The 16,465-nt window shown below is 52.0% G+C and carries 14 protein-coding genes; 6 read left to right on the top strand and 8 right to left on the bottom strand.

The annotated features are described in order from the left end of the window. Window positions 1-3 precede the first annotated feature (3 nt). A complete protein-coding gene (locus J7M22_12705; GenBank protein ID MCD6507467.1) occupies window positions 4-1,011 on the top strand; it encodes an FAD:protein FMN transferase in 1,008 nt (335 codons plus the stop codon). A gap of 71 nt (window positions 1,012-1,082) precedes the next feature. Beyond that, window positions 1,083-1,838 carry a sugar phosphate isomerase/epimerase gene (locus J7M22_12700; protein ID MCD6507466.1) on the top strand — a complete coding sequence of 252 codons (756 nt, stop codon included), beginning with the start codon at window positions 1,083-1,085 and terminating at the stop codon, window positions 1,836-1,838. A 32-nt stretch (window positions 1,839-1,870) separates the two neighbouring features. Here J7M22_12700 and gcvH read toward each other — a convergent pair whose 3' ends face one another. Continuing rightward, window positions 1,871-2,293 (bottom strand): glycine cleavage system protein GcvH, encoded by a 423-nt coding sequence (gene gcvH, locus J7M22_12695; protein ID MCD6507465.1) that lies wholly within the window; start codon window positions 2,291-2,293, stop codon window positions 1,871-1,873. Between the two features lie 147 nt (window positions 2,294-2,440). Here gcvH and J7M22_12690 point away from each other — a divergent pair, with 147 nt between their 5' ends. Beyond that, the gene (locus tag J7M22_12690) at window positions 2,441-3,055 is read left to right on the top strand and encodes a hypothetical protein (GenBank protein ID MCD6507464.1); all 615 of its coding nucleotides are present in this window, start codon (window positions 2,441-2,443) and stop codon (window positions 3,053-3,055) included. Here the strand turns inward: J7M22_12690 and J7M22_12685 are convergent. Beyond that, window positions 3,045-3,818, bottom strand: coding sequence for a sugar phosphate isomerase/epimerase (locus J7M22_12685; GenBank protein MCD6507463.1), 774 nt, complete (start codon window positions 3,816-3,818; stop codon window positions 3,045-3,047). The two genes, J7M22_12690 and J7M22_12685, sit on opposite strands and share 11 nt — an antisense overlap. A gap of 192 nt (window positions 3,819-4,010) precedes the next feature. Here J7M22_12685 and der point away from each other — a divergent pair, with 192 nt between their 5' ends. Next, complete coding sequence (gene der, locus J7M22_12680) at window positions 4,011-5,333, top strand: ribosome biogenesis GTPase Der (protein ID MCD6507462.1); 1,323 nt, start codon at window positions 4,011-4,013, stop codon at window positions 5,331-5,333. Window positions 5,334-5,433: 100 nt separating this feature from the next. After that, entirely contained in the window at window positions 5,434-6,618 is a 1,185-nt protein-coding gene (locus J7M22_12675) for a VWA domain-containing protein (GenBank protein MCD6507461.1), read from the top strand. 3 nt (window positions 6,619-6,621) lie between these two features. Here J7M22_12675 and J7M22_12670 read toward each other — a convergent pair whose 3' ends face one another. From J7M22_12670 to J7M22_12645, 6 genes are all read right to left on the bottom strand, one after another. Then, entirely contained in the window at window positions 6,622-7,560 is a 939-nt protein-coding gene (locus J7M22_12670; protein ID MCD6507460.1) for a cobalamin-binding protein, read from the bottom strand. Further along, a complete protein-coding gene (locus J7M22_12665; GenBank protein ID MCD6507459.1) occupies window positions 7,557-8,585 on the bottom strand; it encodes a hypothetical protein in 1,029 nt (342 codons plus the stop codon). The genes J7M22_12670 and J7M22_12665 overlap by 4 nt, the downstream gene beginning before the upstream one ends. Beyond that, window positions 8,575-11,622 carry a DUF499 domain-containing protein gene (locus tag J7M22_12660; GenBank protein ID MCD6507458.1) on the bottom strand — a complete coding sequence of 1,016 codons (3,048 nt, stop codon included), beginning with the start codon at window positions 11,620-11,622 and terminating at the stop codon, window positions 8,575-8,577. The genes J7M22_12665 and J7M22_12660 overlap by 11 nt, the downstream gene beginning before the upstream one ends. After that, a complete protein-coding gene (locus J7M22_12655; protein ID MCD6507457.1) occupies window positions 11,622-12,026 on the bottom strand; it encodes a hypothetical protein in 405 nt (134 codons plus the stop codon). Before J7M22_12655 ends, J7M22_12660 begins: the two co-directional genes overlap by 1 nt. Window positions 12,027-12,051: 25 nt before the next feature. After that, the gene (locus tag J7M22_12650; protein ID MCD6507456.1) at window positions 12,052-12,423 is read right to left on the bottom strand and encodes a hypothetical protein; all 372 of its coding nucleotides are present in this window, start codon (window positions 12,421-12,423) and stop codon (window positions 12,052-12,054) included. 107 nt (window positions 12,424-12,530) lie between these two features. Further along, complete coding sequence (locus J7M22_12645) at window positions 12,531-15,191, bottom strand: DUF1156 domain-containing protein (GenBank protein MCD6507455.1); 2,661 nt, start codon at window positions 15,189-15,191, stop codon at window positions 12,531-12,533. Window positions 15,192-15,590: 399 nt separating this feature from the next. Between J7M22_12645 and J7M22_12640 the strand changes: the two genes are divergently transcribed. Then, the coding region (locus tag J7M22_12640) for a phosphoglucosamine mutase (GenBank protein ID MCD6507454.1) at window positions 15,591-16,465 on the top strand (875 nt) is incomplete at its 3' end.

Raw genomic sequence — 16,465 nt, 5'->3', positions numbered from 1 at the left:
AAAATGAGATACTTCAGATATATCCACCTCCTGATCACCTCGCTCGTTTTGGCGATCGACCTTTTGGGCTGTGGAAGTGATGTGAGAAAGGTATCGGAGACAAGGGAGTTGATGGGAACTTTTGTCGAGATTACAGCCTACGACAGATCTCCTTCGGAGGCGAAAAGGGCGATCGACCTGGCGTTTAAGGAGATGGAAAGGATCGATCAGCTTATGAGCACCTATAAAAGGGAAAGTGAGGTCTCAAGGCTCAATAGAGACGGGTATCTCGAAAATCCCTCTCAAGAGCTGAGATACGTCATAGAAAAAGCGCTTTATTACTCCAGGCTCTCAGATGGCGCTTTCGATATCACCGTTCAGCCGATCCTGAAGCTCTACACGCATACCTATAAAGAGCTGGGCAGGCCTCCTACAAGAGAGGAGCTGGAGTCGGCGAAGGAGCTCGTCGGGTATGAGAATATCGCTCTTGGGAGGAACGCGATCCGACTTAACAAAAAAGGGGCTATGATAACCTTGGGTGGGATAGCGAAGGGATATGCCATAGACAAGGCTATAGAGTCGCTTAGGGAAAGCGGGATAAAGAGCGCCCTCGTTAACGCCGGAGGGGATATAAGGGCGATAGGTGTTAAGCCTGGAGGTGAGAGATGGCATATCGCCCTTAGAAATCCTCGAAAGGAGAGGGAATATATAACGATCATCTACGTCACGGATGAGGCCGTCGCCACAAGCGGGGATTATGAGAGATATTTCGATCAAAGTAAGAAGGTTCACCATATCATCAATCCCAAGACCGGCAGATCGGCAACCGAGCTTATAAGCGTCACGATCGTCGCTGATAAAGCGATAGATGCCGATGCGCTGGCGACGACCGTCTTCGTCCTCGGTCCCAAAAGGGGGCTTCAGTTGATTGAATCCATGGATCGAGTGGAGGGATTGCTTATAACGCATGATAGAAGGATAATTAGATCAAGCGGTTTCAAACGGTTTGAACGCCCATTTCGGTCGGGGTGAAATCCTCTTGACTATTCCCAAAAGTAAGTGTATGATTTGACCTTGATAAAACCTACGTGGAGGTTGTGAGTATGGCCAGGATACCCGTTGCATTACAGCTTTATACGGTGCGGGATGAGACTGCGAAGGATTTCCTTGGCACGCTGGAAAAGGTTGCCCAGATCGGATATGAGGGGGTTGAGTTCGCCGGAACGGGTGGGCTAAGCTCGTCAAAGCTGAAAGAGGTACTCGACGATCTGGGATTAAAACCCGCCGGAAACCATGTGGGGATCGATCAGCTCAGGGGAGATCTCGATGCGGTTATCGATTACAATTTGGAGATAGGCAACAGATATATTGTCTGCCCCTATATGCCCGAGGAGATGCGCGGCTCGGCTTCACAATGGAGAGAGGCGGCCAAAATGCTGAATGAGATAGGGGCGAAGTGCAGGGAAAAAGGGTTAACTTTGTGCTACCACAACCACGCCTTCGAATTTCAGAAATTCGACGGCAAGTACGGATTCGATATCCTGTATGAGTCCTCCGATCCGGAATGTCTCAAAGCCGAGATAGATACCTTCTGGGTGAAATTCGGCGGCGAGGATCCGGCGGAATACATCATGAAACTCACCGGTAGATGTCCTTTAATCCATCTGAAGGACATGGGAGAGGATGGTAGGACCTTCATGGAAGTTGGCGAGGGGATAATGGATTTTCAAGCGATCTTTGACGCCTCGGAGAAAAGCGGCGTAGAGTGGTATATCGTTGAACAGGACGTCTGCCAAAGGCCATCATTGGAAAGCGCTAGGATAAGCTTCGAAAATCTGAAGAAATGGGGTAAGGTTTAGAGGGGCACCTTTAACGTGCCCCCCCTTTGAGTTCATAGAAGTTCTTCCTCGCCTAAGTCTGTGATCTCGAACTCCTCGTAATCCTCCTCTTCAAAATCCTCATACTCATCTAGGTTCATCAAGGATTTCAGCTCACGCCTCATCTCTATCCTCATCTTGAACAACCATCCATCTCCCTCCGGGGATCTATTTATCAGGTCGACGTCATCTTCGAGTTCCTCATTTATCTCTACTACCTCGCCGGTGATAGGTGCCAGGACGTGGTACTCCGTTCCATCCATCGATTCCACCAAGGCTATCGGTTCTTCCTTCTCATACTCATCCCCGATCTCCGGCAGTTCAACGTAAACCACCTCTCCTCTTTCCGCGAGCCATCTCTCGGTTATCCCAACAGTTCCGATTTCACCCTCAACTTCTATCCATTCGTGATTCCTGGTATATCTTATCAGGCTCATCTGATCCTCCGACGATATGAAATGTAAGGTTGCTGAAGCCGCTATAAAGTTTATAATATTTTGCCGAGCTTATCCAGATAAATAGTTTCCTTCAGGGCTTGCCTATCTAAGGTAATTCAAGGTATCATACTTATCGGTGAAAAGATCATGGAAGTCGAGCAGGTTATGGATCAATACAGAAAACTTATATCCGATCTGGACTCCAGATGTGCGGAGCTGCGCGCCAAATATAAGCCTACCTTCCCATGTGGTGTTGAATGTTGTCTCTGCTGCCTCAACACCTCCACTCTTTTCATCTCCGCCGTCGAAGCCCTCTACCTGAGGGAAGGGGTGGAGAAATTGCCCAGGGAGATACAAAACGCCATATTCGAGCAGGCGAGAAGGGCATCGAGAAAGCTCCTGGAGATAGGCCATCCTGCTGAGGAACTGACCAGAAAGGAGGCCATCGGCCTGCTTAGAGGGCGCTCCGAGGGGATCTGTCCTTTTTTGATCGGGGGTGTGTGTGCCTGTTACGAACACAGGCCGATAATCTGTCGCTCATGGGGATATCCGATGAACACCGGCGATGAGGTGGTCCTCTGCGAAAAGATCTTCTCAAAGGAGGAGATCGACAGGGCCGATTCGATAGACTACTCCTATTACTGGGGTGAAGCGCAAAGACTGAGCAGGCTTCTGGGATTTGAGAGAAGCTACCCGATGTGTTATATGGTGTTGAAGTTGTGTTATCTCCCCCTGCGCCGCGCAGTCAAGCTCAGCCGATGATCATCTCACGAAATTTCCTGGTGAACTGACAGCTCCTGGCGATGCTATCCACATCTTGCATCCGGTATTGCACCACAAGCGGTCCTTTGAAGTTTATCTCTCTCAGCCCCTTAGCGAAGGATTCAAAATCGAATTCTCCAGTTCCCGGCTCACCTCGATGGCTGCCTGAGACATGCACATCCCCAAGTTTCTCCCCCATCGCTATCGCCGCATGATAGGGATCCGCCCTGTCGTTGAACAGATGATAGGTGTCGCAGGTGAGCTTCAGCCTGGAGTCCGTGTTCTCTATGAACTCGATCCCCTCACGATAGTTATCGAGGGGACAGCCCTTCTCGAATTCGAGTGTGATCCTCAAACCATGCTCCTCCAGAGCTGGTAACATCTCCATGAGGTTTTCCCTCAGCGTCTCAAGGGCTTCCTCACGCGATACGCCTTCGGGCTGATTGGGCCAGATGCCGATTATCTCGGCCTTCAGCTTCAAGGCGACGTCCAGGACGATCTCGAAGTGTCTCATCGTCTCAGATCGAAGCTTCGGATTGGTCACGATGTGGTTGCCGAAACCTACCGTCGGCACTATAAGGTTGTATCGCCCGGCCAATCTCATCGCATCCTCTATCTCACCGGATGACAGATCTCCGAGGAAGAGACGGTTCACCGGCACGTTGATCCCCTCATAGCCGGCCTTCGCGACCAGATCGAATATCTCTGCCCGGCTGAATCGCCCCATCGTCCCGACATATGGGTCATAACATATAGGTAGCATGGATGTCCCCCTATCCTTATGTTGTCTTGTCCTTACAGGCAGTTTATTATATCGGAACGGGATAGTGATGTCAAATGGGCGAACATCTTTACATCTTTCAACTCAGGTTGAATATAACCGTTGGTAGAGGTAAAATAATATCAGCTTGGATCTAATGAAGGAATCCAGCGGGAGAGACCAGATATGAATCGAATTCCCAAGGTGGCTATCATAGGAAGGCCGAACGTAGGCAAATCGTCGATCTTCAACAGGATCATCAAACGTCGTTTGGCGATCGTTCATGATGAGCCGGGCGTGACACGCGATAGGCTCTACGGAGATGTCGAGTGGATGGGAAGAAAATTCACGCTTATCGACACGGGGGGACTGGATCTGACATCGAATGAGCGGATGATCGATCTGGTCAGGAAACAGGTTCGGACGGCGATAGATGAATCGGCCCTCTTGATCTTCGTCGTGGATGCCATAGACGGCATAACCCCTCATGATGTTGCGATCGCCGATATGCTCAGGCGAACGGATAAGCCGGTTATACTGGTCGTCAACAAGGCGGATAACGCCCGAAGGAGAGATGATGCGGTTGAGTTCTACGAACTCGGATTGGGTGATCCGCTTCCCCTCTCCGCTGCCCACAACTTCGGCATAGAGGAGATGCTGGAGAGGATCATCTCATTGATTCCCGATCTTCCGGATGAGAGGATCGACGAGAACCATGGGATAAAGATCGCCGTCGTCGGCAGACCTAATGCGGGCAAATCCTCGCTCATAAACGCTATACTAGGTGAGGAGAGGGTGATAGTCGATTCAAAACCCGGGACGACCCGCGATTCGATCTCAGTTACCTTTCACATGGATGGAAATCGATTCACCTTCATCGACACAGCGGGGATGCGCCGTAGGGCAAGAATAAGGGCTGATTTGGAAAGATACAGCGTCAAGAGGGCTCTGGGAAGCATCGACAGAAGCGATATCGCTTGGCTTGTGATAGATTGCACGCAGGGGATCGTTCATCAGGATAAAACCATAGCAAGGTATATTCACAAACGGGGCAAGGGATGTATCATGGTCGTAAGCAAGTGGGATCTGGCTGAGAAGGAGGGGATAGATGGCGACGGATATGTCGAATATCTCCGTTACACCTTCCCCCATATGAGATATGCTCCCATCCTTCTCACGTCGGCGGTCACGGGATTTAACATGAAGAAACTTCTCGATTTGACGATGAAGGTCTATGAGAATTACTCCAAGCGAATTCCAACGCATGATCTAAATGTGCTCCTTCGGAAGCTCGTCTCAGAGAGACCTCATCCGATTGTCTCGAACAGGCGACCGTCGATGAAATATATCACGCAGAAGGGTATTAAACCGCCAACCTTCTTGATATTCGCTACCTATCCCGATCTGATAAAGCGGGAGTATGAGCAATACATCCTCAACGGCATCCGCGGAGCGTTCGGAGGGTTGGAAGGCGTTCCACTGGAGTTAGAATATAGGGAAAGCCGATCGCTTAGCTGAAGCCTAAATATATTCAGGTTGCGTGTTATATATATGTTAGGGTATACTTAGTATGGAGAGAAAGCTCTCCGGATCTTGATTTTATCGGGGGTGATTCTTCTTGATACCCGACCTGCTTTACAGACGAAGGTTGAACGCCGCCATAACCATATCGCTTTTGCTGCATCTGATAGCAGCCCTCATATACATGCTTTATCCACGCGAGTATCAACCCATCGCGGAGAAAGGCATCGCCGTCGACGTGATAAAAACGGTCGTACAACCTATAAAGAGAAAACCCAAGCTCAAAGAACCGGTCAAGATGGTGTTTAACCCTCGTAAGGATATCGGCAGACCGGATCCCAGTAAGCTCGCCAAGGCCTCACCCAGCAAGATAACCGAGGTGATAAGGTTAAGCAATCGGGTGCCGTTCAGGAATGTGGAGATAAACCAAAGGGAACAGGCAGACGTGACACCTCTGGTTATGACCTATGCTAACCTGAATGAACCGGATACTTCGCTCCTCTCCGGTCCCGTCTCCCTCAAAGGCCCGGAGGATGGTAGAGGCATAGTGACGGGAAGAGTTAGGGTGCCCGGACATGGAAGGAACGGGTTGTCGCTCGTCGATTCGGAAGGCACCAGCACGGAAGGCCTTCTCGGCGGTGGCGATGACGCCAGCCAGGGAGTAGCCGATGATCTGGGGATGATTAAATTCATAGATGAGCAGTCAGGGCCACAAAAGGTGGTCTATTGCCTGGATGTCTCCTCTAGCATGGGGATCGCAGGGTTGAACAAGCTTCAATTGGCGATCAGATCCATCAGAGCCTCACTTCTGAATCTCAAGGAGGAGGATAGCTTTAACATCATCACCTTCTCCAGCACCGTTTCAAAGATGAGCAGGAACATGCTCCAGGCGAATATGAAAAACATAGACAAGGCCTTCGCCTTCCTGCGCGAGTATCTTATAAGGGATATCAGCAACAACCTCGGAACGGACATATTGGGAGCGGTGCTTGAGGCATTGAAGATGAAACCGACCGTGGTGGTGCTGGTCACAGATGGTATGCCGACTCCAGGTGGTGGTAGAAGCGATATCGTCACCGATATCGAGCAGATAACGGATGCCGTTATGGCCGTGAATAAGGGCAAGGCGAAGATATACTCTGTGGGGTTGGAGATGGACCTCAAAAGCTCCCCTGGAATCGCCTTGCTTAAAAGGCTTGCCGATGTAACCGGCGGCAGATTCAAGAACGTCACTCGTGATGAGCTGCTCAAATCCTATTGTAGATCCACCTCTATGCCGTGAGGCCTATTTGTCGTCTGCCGATCCCCCGGAGGGATAAAATCGCTTGAACATCATCTCCAATACATCGACCGATCTCGGCCCGGGTCTGTTGAGCATATCCGGATCGAAGGGGTATATCTTCCCCTCCCTGACCGCTTTAACCTCCTTGTATTTCGACCAAAGCGGCAGATCAACCGCTTTATCGTTTGAGATCATCCCTGCCACGATGATCACGTCGGGATTATCCTTGATCAGCTCCTCTCCGCTGAACTGAAACCAGCGCTGTTTCGATCCGTGAGCGATGTTTATGCCGCCCGCCTCCTCTATCAGATCATCTATGTAGGTGCCTGATCCGGCCGTCCACAGCTCCGTTGGTCCGACGCAATAGAAGACTTTAACCCTCCTATCAGGGGGAATTTCCCTCACCTTTGAGCGGATCGCCTCAACCCGTCTGCGCAGCCTTTCAACCGTTTCCTGAGCCTCCTTCGCCCTACCGGTTATCCGTCCGAGCTCGATCATCGTGTTAAGTATACCCTCGATCGTCTGAGGATTGACGACATAACATGAGACCCCCAATGAGGTGAGTTTATTTACAACCCCTCTGTTATATCCGTCTGCTGTGGCGATAACGAGATCGGGATTGAGTGAGAGGATCGTCTCAACGTTCGGATTATAATATCCTCCGATCTTTGGTTTCTTCAAAGCAGCAGGGGGATAGTCGCAGTAGTCGGTCACCCCCACGATCTTATCCCCCAACCCGATGGCGAACAGCATCTCCGTCACGCTAGGGGCCATCGAGACGATCCTACGCGGGGGAAACTTTACCTTAACCCTACGATCGAGCTGATCCCTAAATATCTTCATCATCCCGGCCGAGTTGGATTCCATTTTTCCCTTGGAACATCCGAACATAAGGGTAAGGGTTAAAAACACAAATATCAGAACGATTGTTGACCGTCTCATCTCCATTCCTCGCCGATGAAGTTCTGCCCTCGCTTCTCCGGAGCAGGGACACGGTGTAGGCTTATCCTATTCTTTCTCACCTTTATTGCAGGCACTAACGTCTCTATGAGCGATAGGCCACCATGAGCTGTGCAGCGATCGCCCGGTTTTGCGCTCGCCCACCAGTAACGTCCTAAGATACCGACATGGGTATCGCTGCGAACGAAATATCGCTGATTACCCTGCTTGGTGTATGGTAGCCTTTCCATTCCTTCTTTATCGCTCGGTTGTGCACGGCTTTCCCTGGGGAAGAGCTTCCTGACTTCTTTCTCAATGCTCCCCGGCATTTTCCAATAGTGGCTGATGTCAGTTGCGTATAAGTATCCGTGATCACTGGTGATGAATACAGGACGAGTTGTGATCTGTTCTAAAAGCTGTATTAGGGTTTCCATCGTCGCGTTAAAAGCATCGGCGATAGTGGTGACTTGAGCGACTGTTACCTGTTCCAACTTTTTGTCAGGCAGCCGCAACCAGATCAGAGTCGGTTCTCCAACGGGCAAGTTGGGCACCTCTCCCGGTCCGGCCACATATCGGTAGCGAAAAGCGGGTACGTCTTTGCCCCCAGCGGGATAGGTAGTACCGAGCAGTATTCTCGATAAGCTTTCAGTCAAGGTGGGAAACGAAGCGACCGCGAAGGTTTTCTCCTCTATGTACCAGCCGAGATCGTTTAGCAGTTTCCCCATGATCCCTACTTCACGCAAGCTCAACGAATCGGCGATGATAACAACATATCCCTCTCGCAGCCGCTCAAACACGTAATCCCCGCTTTGAGCTTGAGAGCGCCTAAAACATAGATCGTAAATCTCCCAATATCCGTGATATAGAGCCTCCTCAAGCTGGCTCAAACGGGTTTCTCGTTCGTTGTAAAACCGGATCAGATCAGAAGGGAAGTCATCCACCTGATATAGCTCCAGCATCTGCTGCCAGATGACAATTAATGGGTCGTCCTCCTCTATCAAGCGTTTTAGAAAATCATCAATTGCCATCATGTGGCACCTTCCCTTCTACGATTATCTCGAGGGTAATATCGCCCTTTTCCGCCAGCTCTTTAACCAGGTTTTCGACTGAATTCAGAAAAGCCTCCTTATTGATAGATCGTTCAAATTCCCATGTCAAGCTGTGTTCCGCTTGGATCTGAGCCAGCTGTTTTATCCCTTCAGATGTCCCGAACAACGGATCGGTTTCTCCCTCAACGGATCGAGCGGTGAAACTCACCTTATCGATATGACTTTCCTCCTTCAGTTTTGTGCGCAACTCACCCAACAGCAGATCGGTACTAGTTGGCAGGCGATAGGATGGAATGCTGACGGAGAAGTGCAACCACAAGGGTGGAGGTGGTGCTGCCGAGCGCCATCTCAAAACGGTTTCTCCTGAAAGCGCAGCTCGAGGATCATGAATGACCGTCTGTCCGTCTGCATCGTAAAAACCCACAGGTCCTCTTTCATCCCTCATCATCCGATCTACAGCGCGGTCTATAGCTGTGCTCGGGATATCCTCTGCGCGCAGAACGGCTTGGACCTGCTCCCATCGAATGCCTTCCTTTCCTGCTCCCTTCACTAAATCCAGGATGCGTTTCCTCGCCTTCCTATCGTCGGGAGGAGCATTTTCAGCCAGCCATACCGTTCCATCATCAGCTATCATCTGTTCGCTCAACGTTCCATCCTCCGGATACCGCTCCTCGCCTTGTTCCAGGATAGCTTCCCCCTCGTTAATCAGCTCGATGAGGGCGCGTCCAACTTCCTCGTCGGTGATCAGGACTTTTACCGAAATCCCATTTTCTCCCGCCTTTGCCAGTTCCCCTCTGACGTGCTGCTTGACGTCCTCCGGCGCGGGAGGTTCCGGCGCATATGGCTTGAGCCATACCCTCCAGCTATCGGTCAAAACAGAAGGCAGATTCACCTCATCGTAGCCGAAGAGCATCTTACCCGCCTGAACGACGATCCCGCTATCGCTCCTATCCTCAACCATTTGTCTCAAGCCGCTCTCGAAGTTCTCCCTTGTAGCGTTTGAAAGGATGGGTAGACCGCGTTCACGCTGAAGGCTCTGCCGTATCTGCCCTATAGTTAGACCGGCATGTTCACTCCCCTTTGGTTTGTCTCTCCCCTGGAATTGTAATAGCTTAGCGATTCCGTGACGCATAGCATCCACATCGTAGATCTCCTTTAATTTCCCATCAATGTATTCGAGGGAAAGCTCGCACTCCTCAGGCCTGACGACGAAGCTTGGCTCCTCTCCGAGCTCGTTCGTCCTGCTCAGCCGCATCCAGAGCGCATAGCTATCGTGCATCCACTGCTCCAGCTCCCCTTCATACCGTCTCTTCAAATTACGTATCTCATTTTGCCGTTTCCCCTTCTGCTTCAGCAGATCCTCACACACCAGAATTCTGAGGGCTCGAAGCAGCAGATCATCGTTAGCGGTGATCTTCTTACGAACCTGGGGCTTTGGGACAAGCAAGATAGCGGTGTTATCTAACTTCCTCAGTATTTCCTCCGCCTCATCCCTGCTTATTGGCGCCAGAGATATGATATATTTCAGCCCGGTGCCTCCTGTCCTTGGCAGCGGCTGATCGGGATAGAATATCAGATGTTCCACATTAAGAGCTCGTCGGATGAATCCTCGTAGATACTCCGCCGCTCGTTCTCTACCTTCGGAATCTCCCAGCTGCATATGTGCTATTTGCTCGATCTGCTTGACCAGTACAACATCTCTGGTGACCATCAGCCGTTCGTTGATCTCATCCAGAAACCAGGCTCGCGTTTTCACATCATATAGCGCTGCCTTCAGCTCATTGATATTGATATCCGGGCGCAGGTTGCCGATCAGAACATCCTCCTCTGTCGCCCCCTGATCGCCATGAGGCGAGAATGAATGTAGCAACACCGTCCCAATGATCCCCGGCGCTTCAGGGATATCGGTACATCTCTGCCTTAGATCTTCGGTGGCGTTTTGTACCAGATCGGGGTTCAATTTACGCAGATCGCTAGCTATCTCCTCATCAGTGATGTCCAGATCACCCGTGAGGATCAGATCACGCTCCTTTGCCCGCCGTCCCAGAAGTGTAGCACATATCCCCACAACACCCCTTGTGCTCTCATGGTGTGGCATCGCAGCATAGACCTGATACGCCTGGTGCAGGAAATGGGGATGAAACGGGTATGTCTTTTCCATCTCTCTGCGCAGATCCGCAAGATTGACCAGTGACGGCAGTTCGCCGCGTACCTTCTCGTAAGTCTCGATGTATCTTCCCACCGCTTTCCTGGCTTTGACCTCATCCAGTCGATCGATCAACCGATGCTGTACGATCCTTTGGCGATCTTCCGCCGTTCCGACATCCCAGATGGGCGGTTTCGTGCGGTTGATGACAGCCATCAGTTCGCTGTTAGTGCCGTATACGGCGAGCACAACTGCGAGGGGGGTATCGTTCAGCTCGGCCGCCTCCAATAGGTTGGCAAGAGCGCTCTTTGTACGTGCCTGCTCTTTCCTGTCCTGGGCTTCAAACCACTGTTCCAACTCATCCACGATGACCAGGGTTGGCATCTCACGCCCTAAGATGGCCCACTGTTCCCGCGTCGGATAGTCACCCACCTGCTCGTTCAACTCTCCACGCCCCGCCCGCTCGAAAAGCCGTTCCCAAAGCGTGCCCGGAAGTTCTGCGCGTAGCTGCACCGCTACCACGCGCACCCTATCGGGCAGGACTGCCTTCACCCCCCACTCGATCAGGGTATCCCGTCCCAGGCTATCCGGTCTGACCACATGGTAGATCGCCAACAAGGTGTGTGATTTACCACTGCCGTATGAGCCGCGGACGATTACGCTCCCTTTAGGATGTTTGCCGCTTAACTTCTGCGCTATATGCTCCAGCATTGCTCGCAGGGGCAAGGTTGGATATGTCGCCCGCAATACAAACTCACGGTCAGCCTCTTTCGAATTCGGGTCAAGGTAGGCTCGATCGAGGAAAACGGATATCAAAAGCTCCCCGGTCAAAACCTCCTCTGAGAGCTTACAAACATCTGCAACTGTCATCATATATCACCCCGATATATCAAAGATAACCTGTCCATTTGGACCGTCAAAAGTGAATGTCTGGCGGTGTGTCTCACCCTCGCTTGGGGAAGAGAGGTAGGTTGGTAGGTGCGGTTGTAATCGAATACAACTCGACGACATCTAAACTCTAGCTCTCCTTCTTCGCCTACCTTATCAATATAGGCTGTGGGAAAACCTTTTCGAGCTGTCTCTTTCATAACCTCAAGGAAATCATCGCCATAAGTGATAACCTGTCCCTTATGGAATGCCACCCACTTGCCCGCGTATTGAGTCAACAGTTCGTCGCGTACTCGCCAATATTCAGCTTCGTTTTCCAGATACTCAGCGGGCATGTGTTCCCGCAGAGACGAGGAAAGGAGAGGAAGTAATCGTTTCGCCATCATGGACACCTCCTCAGACATTTTCCGTTTAAAATCTGCTATAACACACCCTCTCCCCTTCTATCTCCGTCACCTCACAATATGGCAGGAGCCTTTCCAGCCAGAACAGCTCCATCGGCTCATCACCGATGGCTTTACGAATCCGCACGCCCGCCCTCCATCGTTCCCCATGCTCGACGTATTCCATGGCGAACATCACGATGTGAGTTTGCCTTAGCAGCCGTGAACGCTCACGGTAAAGCGCTCGTCCGAGAAAAGTGATTGCCCGATCCACCGCCTCTTTACCTTCTTCCCCCTCGCCGTGTAGTCTGTATATCTGATAGGTCATCCTGTCCAGGCCTTCGATCAGGATCTTATCCGGCAGCGGCTCACTTCTCCTCAACGCTCGAAAGAAATTCATCGCACTCATCCTCGCTTTCGGCCGAGGGAAAGCATGTTTCCGCAACTGCTTTCTCTCCAGCACATAAAATCCATTTTGGAGCATGCCATCCATCCCCCCTCGTATCACTATGGATGTAAGATTTGTCCTTTGAACCGCTCTACTTCCCGCTTAATTAACCCATAAACTCTGTCACGGGTGATCCTTGCGAGGGCGTCCAGTACCTCCTCCAATCCGTCCATATAGACCTCCGGCACCTCTCTGCTCAGACTACGACCCTCCTTGTAGGTGATGTAAAGCCAATGTGCCCTATCAACCGGCGACATATCCTCCATTCTCTTCTTCAGGTACTCCTTGCGTTCCTGTGGCTTAGCTACCACGTAAACCCCCGCCTTTTTGCCACGGCGGATGAGCCTTCGAGCCTCTAACTCGTCGAACCCCACGCCCGCATAGGTGGACATCTTGACCAACTGGTCGCGGAGCACGACCTCGCGGTGCGCCAGGCTCTGAAGGTAGATGCGATCGAGCACGTCCAGCCATCCCGGCACCACCATCCCCCAATAGGCGTCGATCTGTTCGTTGACCAATCCCTCGATATCCTCGATCGCCTCGTCCAGTCTCACCTGCTTGCCCCCATGCATCACCTTCGGATAATGCCTCGAATAGACCGCCAATGCCTTGCCCATCGTGAGGACGAACACATCCTCTATACCCAGCCCGGCGCCGTTTTCCAACAGCCGTCTCAGCTCCGCCTGCACCTCAGCCGCTATCTCGTCCTGGAGCAACCGCCATGATGCCTCGTCCGGTTCCCTCTGCCGTTTCCGGGCGACGATCACTGTGTCGAAACGAATGCCATGACGATGGATGCTTTCTGAGCTTTCGCTATGGTACGTCCACACCCTTCGGATGTCGAATCCCGCTTGCAGCACGGCGTCCAGTACGGCAGCCCACGCTTTCGGCTTTTCGTGGTGGAAGGTGAAGGCCAAAAGCCCGTTCTCTTTGAGCACACGATGGCACTCCTTGAAGCACCGCAGCAAGCCCCGACGGAAGAAAACGTCATCTTTTTGTGCTTTTTCGTTGACGATGATCTCACGCTCTTTTGGCACCAGCGGAGGGGAGAATTCGGGATATTCGTCCTTGAGCGCCAACCGCAGCCAGACGTAGAAGAAATCGCTCAGTTCGGAATACATCACATTGCCGTAATAGGGCGGGTCGGTGATGACGGCATCCACGCTTCCCGCAGGCAGAAAGGACAAGTCCTCGGCTGTACGAGCGAAGAGGGCACAACGCCCCTCCTCTCGTAAAACCTCTCTTACATTCCTCGTCATAGTTGTCATAGGGTTATCGCCGGGCATAACCTTTTTGCCCTTTTCGATCACCTCCCTTGGAGCAAGCAGCCATTGGATTGCCTTTAAGGTCTTATGGAACCGCGCTTGGAATGTTCCCTCGCCGAAAGCTGTACCCCATACATTATTCTCGGAAGAACGATCTACAGGCCAGTAAGCATGGTGACTGAACATTGGACGGGTGCGTCTACTATCATCTAAGTAACGACAAAGCATGTTATTTACATCGGTTGCATCTGAGACTGTTATCACCATCAACTCCCTCACTGTTTTATCCTCGATCTCCAGTATCGCCCGCATGAGCTTTCCGAGGCAGAGGAGCTGGCGAGGGTTGAAGAGGTCCCGCCAGCGACGCATACCTTGCTTGATAGCCTGCTGCGTGTTGTAACCATCGGGTAGTTCCAAATCGGCAGGAGGCAAAGGCAGGGTATCCTTCACCTTCTCGAACTCACGGCAGGCATCCCTGTAGAGCTGGCGGTCGATCTCATCCGCTCCCTTGTATCCGCGTGCCATCGTCTGGGCTTGCCGATGAGTGTAGCCTTTCCGTCGAGCTTCCCTATAGCATTCTTCACACCAGTATTCGAGGGCGAACATCTCGTAGTCAGGTTTATCCCCCGTGCGTCGCACCCAATCCACCGTTCTATCCTCCGCGCCACAATGTTCACAGATGAACCTGCCGCCTGAGGCGAAACCCGCACGGGGATCAAACATGTGCCCGCAATCCACGCAGATCACCTCATTACTTCCCTCCTCCACCCACTGCACCCTATAGCACTCCGGGCAGACCACGGCATCCTTTCCCTTCTTTGTGGCGAGCCTGAACGAATTGAACAACCGCGTCTTTCGGCCACATGAAGAGCAGCGTACCGTTTTGACCCAGAATACATACATGATATCCGCTTCGTGTCCTTTCGGACACCGTGTGCGATACCACTTCTTTATGGACGGGGCAACGGTAGTCTCCAAATCCTTGAACGCTGCCTTTAGCCTCTCCAGATCAACCGGTTCAACGCTCTTTTTAGTGATAAACCACGCGACGGGGTTGACATCCAGTCCGATGACCTTACAGCCCAGGCGCAGCGCCTCGACAACCGTAGTGCCGCCGCCCATGAACGGGTCGAGGACGATTTTATCCCTGCAATATCGGTTGATCAGTTCGATTGCACAGCCGTGACCGGTGTGGTCGGCGTCGTTATGTCCTTTGTGACATTGCCGATAGTAAAGCCAGTGCCACGCAGTTCTGCCTTGCTTATGAGCGATCTCATCAAGCCGCTTCCACTCCTCATCTGGAATCAGCGATGCCAGCAGAATCGTACGGAACACGCAGCCCAGCCGTCTCGCCCACCATTTGTGCAGAAGCTGATATGGTCTCCTAGCGTTGGCCTCCCTCTGCGCCAGCGGATTGACCTGCTCGATGGGGAAATCGACCTCAATGTGATACATAGTTCTTACTCTCCCTAACACGAATCCCGCAGATGGTCATGTTTTTTCATCCTAATACCGGCTATTATTATAACCACATCGGCGACATTTGTAAAGAATGCTGCGATCTCAACCCAGTCTTATCCTGTAGATATGATCACCTTCCCTGAAAGATTTTCCTCATCCAGCTCGATGCCGAGACCAGGTTTGTCCGGAATGGCGACGAACCCCTCCTGATCGATCCAAATGGGTTCCTTAACGAAAGCCTGCATCGTTTGAGGGGTCAGCTCTCCTCCTAAGAGCTGCGATCGGGTCCTCGCCCGATTTTATCACGGATTGGTTAGGAAGGTCAATTTTAGGTTGACGTGGAGTATAGGCTGTTATATCCTAATACTCGACTTTATCCTTGAGGTAGTACATATGCGTGAGCCGATAATCAGCGTCTCCGGAATCCGTGGTATAGTAGGTGAATCCTTTACACCTGAGCTCATCTTGAGGATCACATCGGCCTTTGCTAAAGCTGTGGGAGAGGGCCGAGTTTTGATAGCCCGAGACACCCGCCCATCCGGTGAAATGGCCTTCTGCGCCGCCGCTTCGGCGCTCATGGGGGCCGGAATCGATGTCATCGACGTGGGGATTGTCCCGACACCTACGGCTCTGATATGCGCCTCGAAGCTTAACGTCGAGGGCTGCATCGTCATCACCGCAAGCCACAATCCGCCCGAGTGGAACGGACTGGAGCTTTCAACCGAGGATAAGGAGAAGGAGGATATGGTGCTCGATCTGTATGAGCGGGGCGAGATGAGGTTGGTGTCATGGGACAAGGTGGGCAGGGTCCACCGATATGAGGGGGCAGTGGAGGATCATATAGGCAGGATACTCTCGCTCAACTGGATCGATCCTCCCTTGATCCGTTCCAGAGGGCTGAAAGTGGTGGTGGATTGCTGCAACGGCGCGGGATCGGTTATAACACCCGAGCTCCTGAGGAGAATGGGATGTCAGGTCGTGGAGCTCTACTGTGACCCCGATGGAACCTTTCCAAGGGAACCCGAACCTACACCAGCGAACCTCACCGATCTGGCGAGGGCCGTCAGGGAGAATGGAGCTGACCTGGGAATAGGGCACGATCTGGACGCCGATAGATGCGTGCTGGTCGCCGATGGAGGGGTGCCGCTGAGCGAGGAGATGACCTTTCCCCTTGCCGCTGATTTCATACTCTCAAAGCGCAAAGGCCCCGTTGCCACCACCGTGGTCACCTCGATGCTGATCGAACATGTCGCCGCCAAGTATGGCGT

The sequence above is a fragment of the Candidatus Poribacteria bacterium genome (genome assembly GCA_021162805.1).
Taxonomy (GTDB): domain Bacteria; phylum Poribacteria; class WGA-4E; order B28-G17; family B28-G17; genus JAGGXZ01.
This window is presented reverse-complemented; position numbering and strand designations above follow the sequence as displayed.

Excerpts from the sequence above, each read along its gene's own strand:
- J7M22_12700 (MCD6507466.1), top strand. The coding sequence starts at position 1,083 with ATGGCCAGGATACCCGTTGCATTACAGCTTTATACGGTGCGGGATGAG.
- J7M22_12705 (MCD6507467.1), top strand. The coding sequence starts at position 4 with ATGAGATACTTCAGATATATCCACCTCCTGATCACCTCGCTCGTTTTG.
- gcvH (MCD6507465.1), bottom strand. The coding sequence starts at position 2,293 with ATGAGCCTGATAAGATATACCAGGAATCACGAATGGATAGAAGTTGAG.
- J7M22_12645 (MCD6507455.1), bottom strand. The coding sequence starts at position 15,191 with ATGTATCACATTGAGGTCGATTTCCCCATCGAGCAGGTCAATCCGCTG.
- J7M22_12650 (MCD6507456.1), bottom strand. The coding sequence starts at position 12,423 with ATGAATTTCTTTCGAGCGTTGAGGAGAAGTGAGCCGCTGCCGGATAAG.
- J7M22_12690 (MCD6507464.1), top strand. The coding sequence starts at position 2,441 with ATGGAAGTCGAGCAGGTTATGGATCAATACAGAAAACTTATATCCGAT.
- J7M22_12655 (MCD6507457.1), bottom strand. The coding sequence starts at position 12,026 with ATGATGGCGAAACGATTACTTCCTCTCCTTTCCTCGTCTCTGCGGGAA.
- J7M22_12685 (MCD6507463.1), bottom strand. The coding sequence starts at position 3,818 with ATGCTACCTATATGTTATGACCCATATGTCGGGACGATGGGGCGATTC.
- J7M22_12665 (MCD6507459.1), bottom strand. The coding sequence starts at position 8,585 with ATGGCAATTGATGATTTTCTAAAACGCTTGATAGAGGAGGACGACCCA.
- J7M22_12670 (MCD6507460.1), bottom strand. The coding sequence starts at position 7,560 with ATGAGACGGTCAACAATCGTTCTGATATTTGTGTTTTTAACCCTTACC.
- J7M22_12660 (MCD6507458.1), bottom strand. The coding sequence starts at position 11,622 with ATGACAGTTGCAGATGTTTGTAAGCTCTCAGAGGAGGTTTTGACCGGG.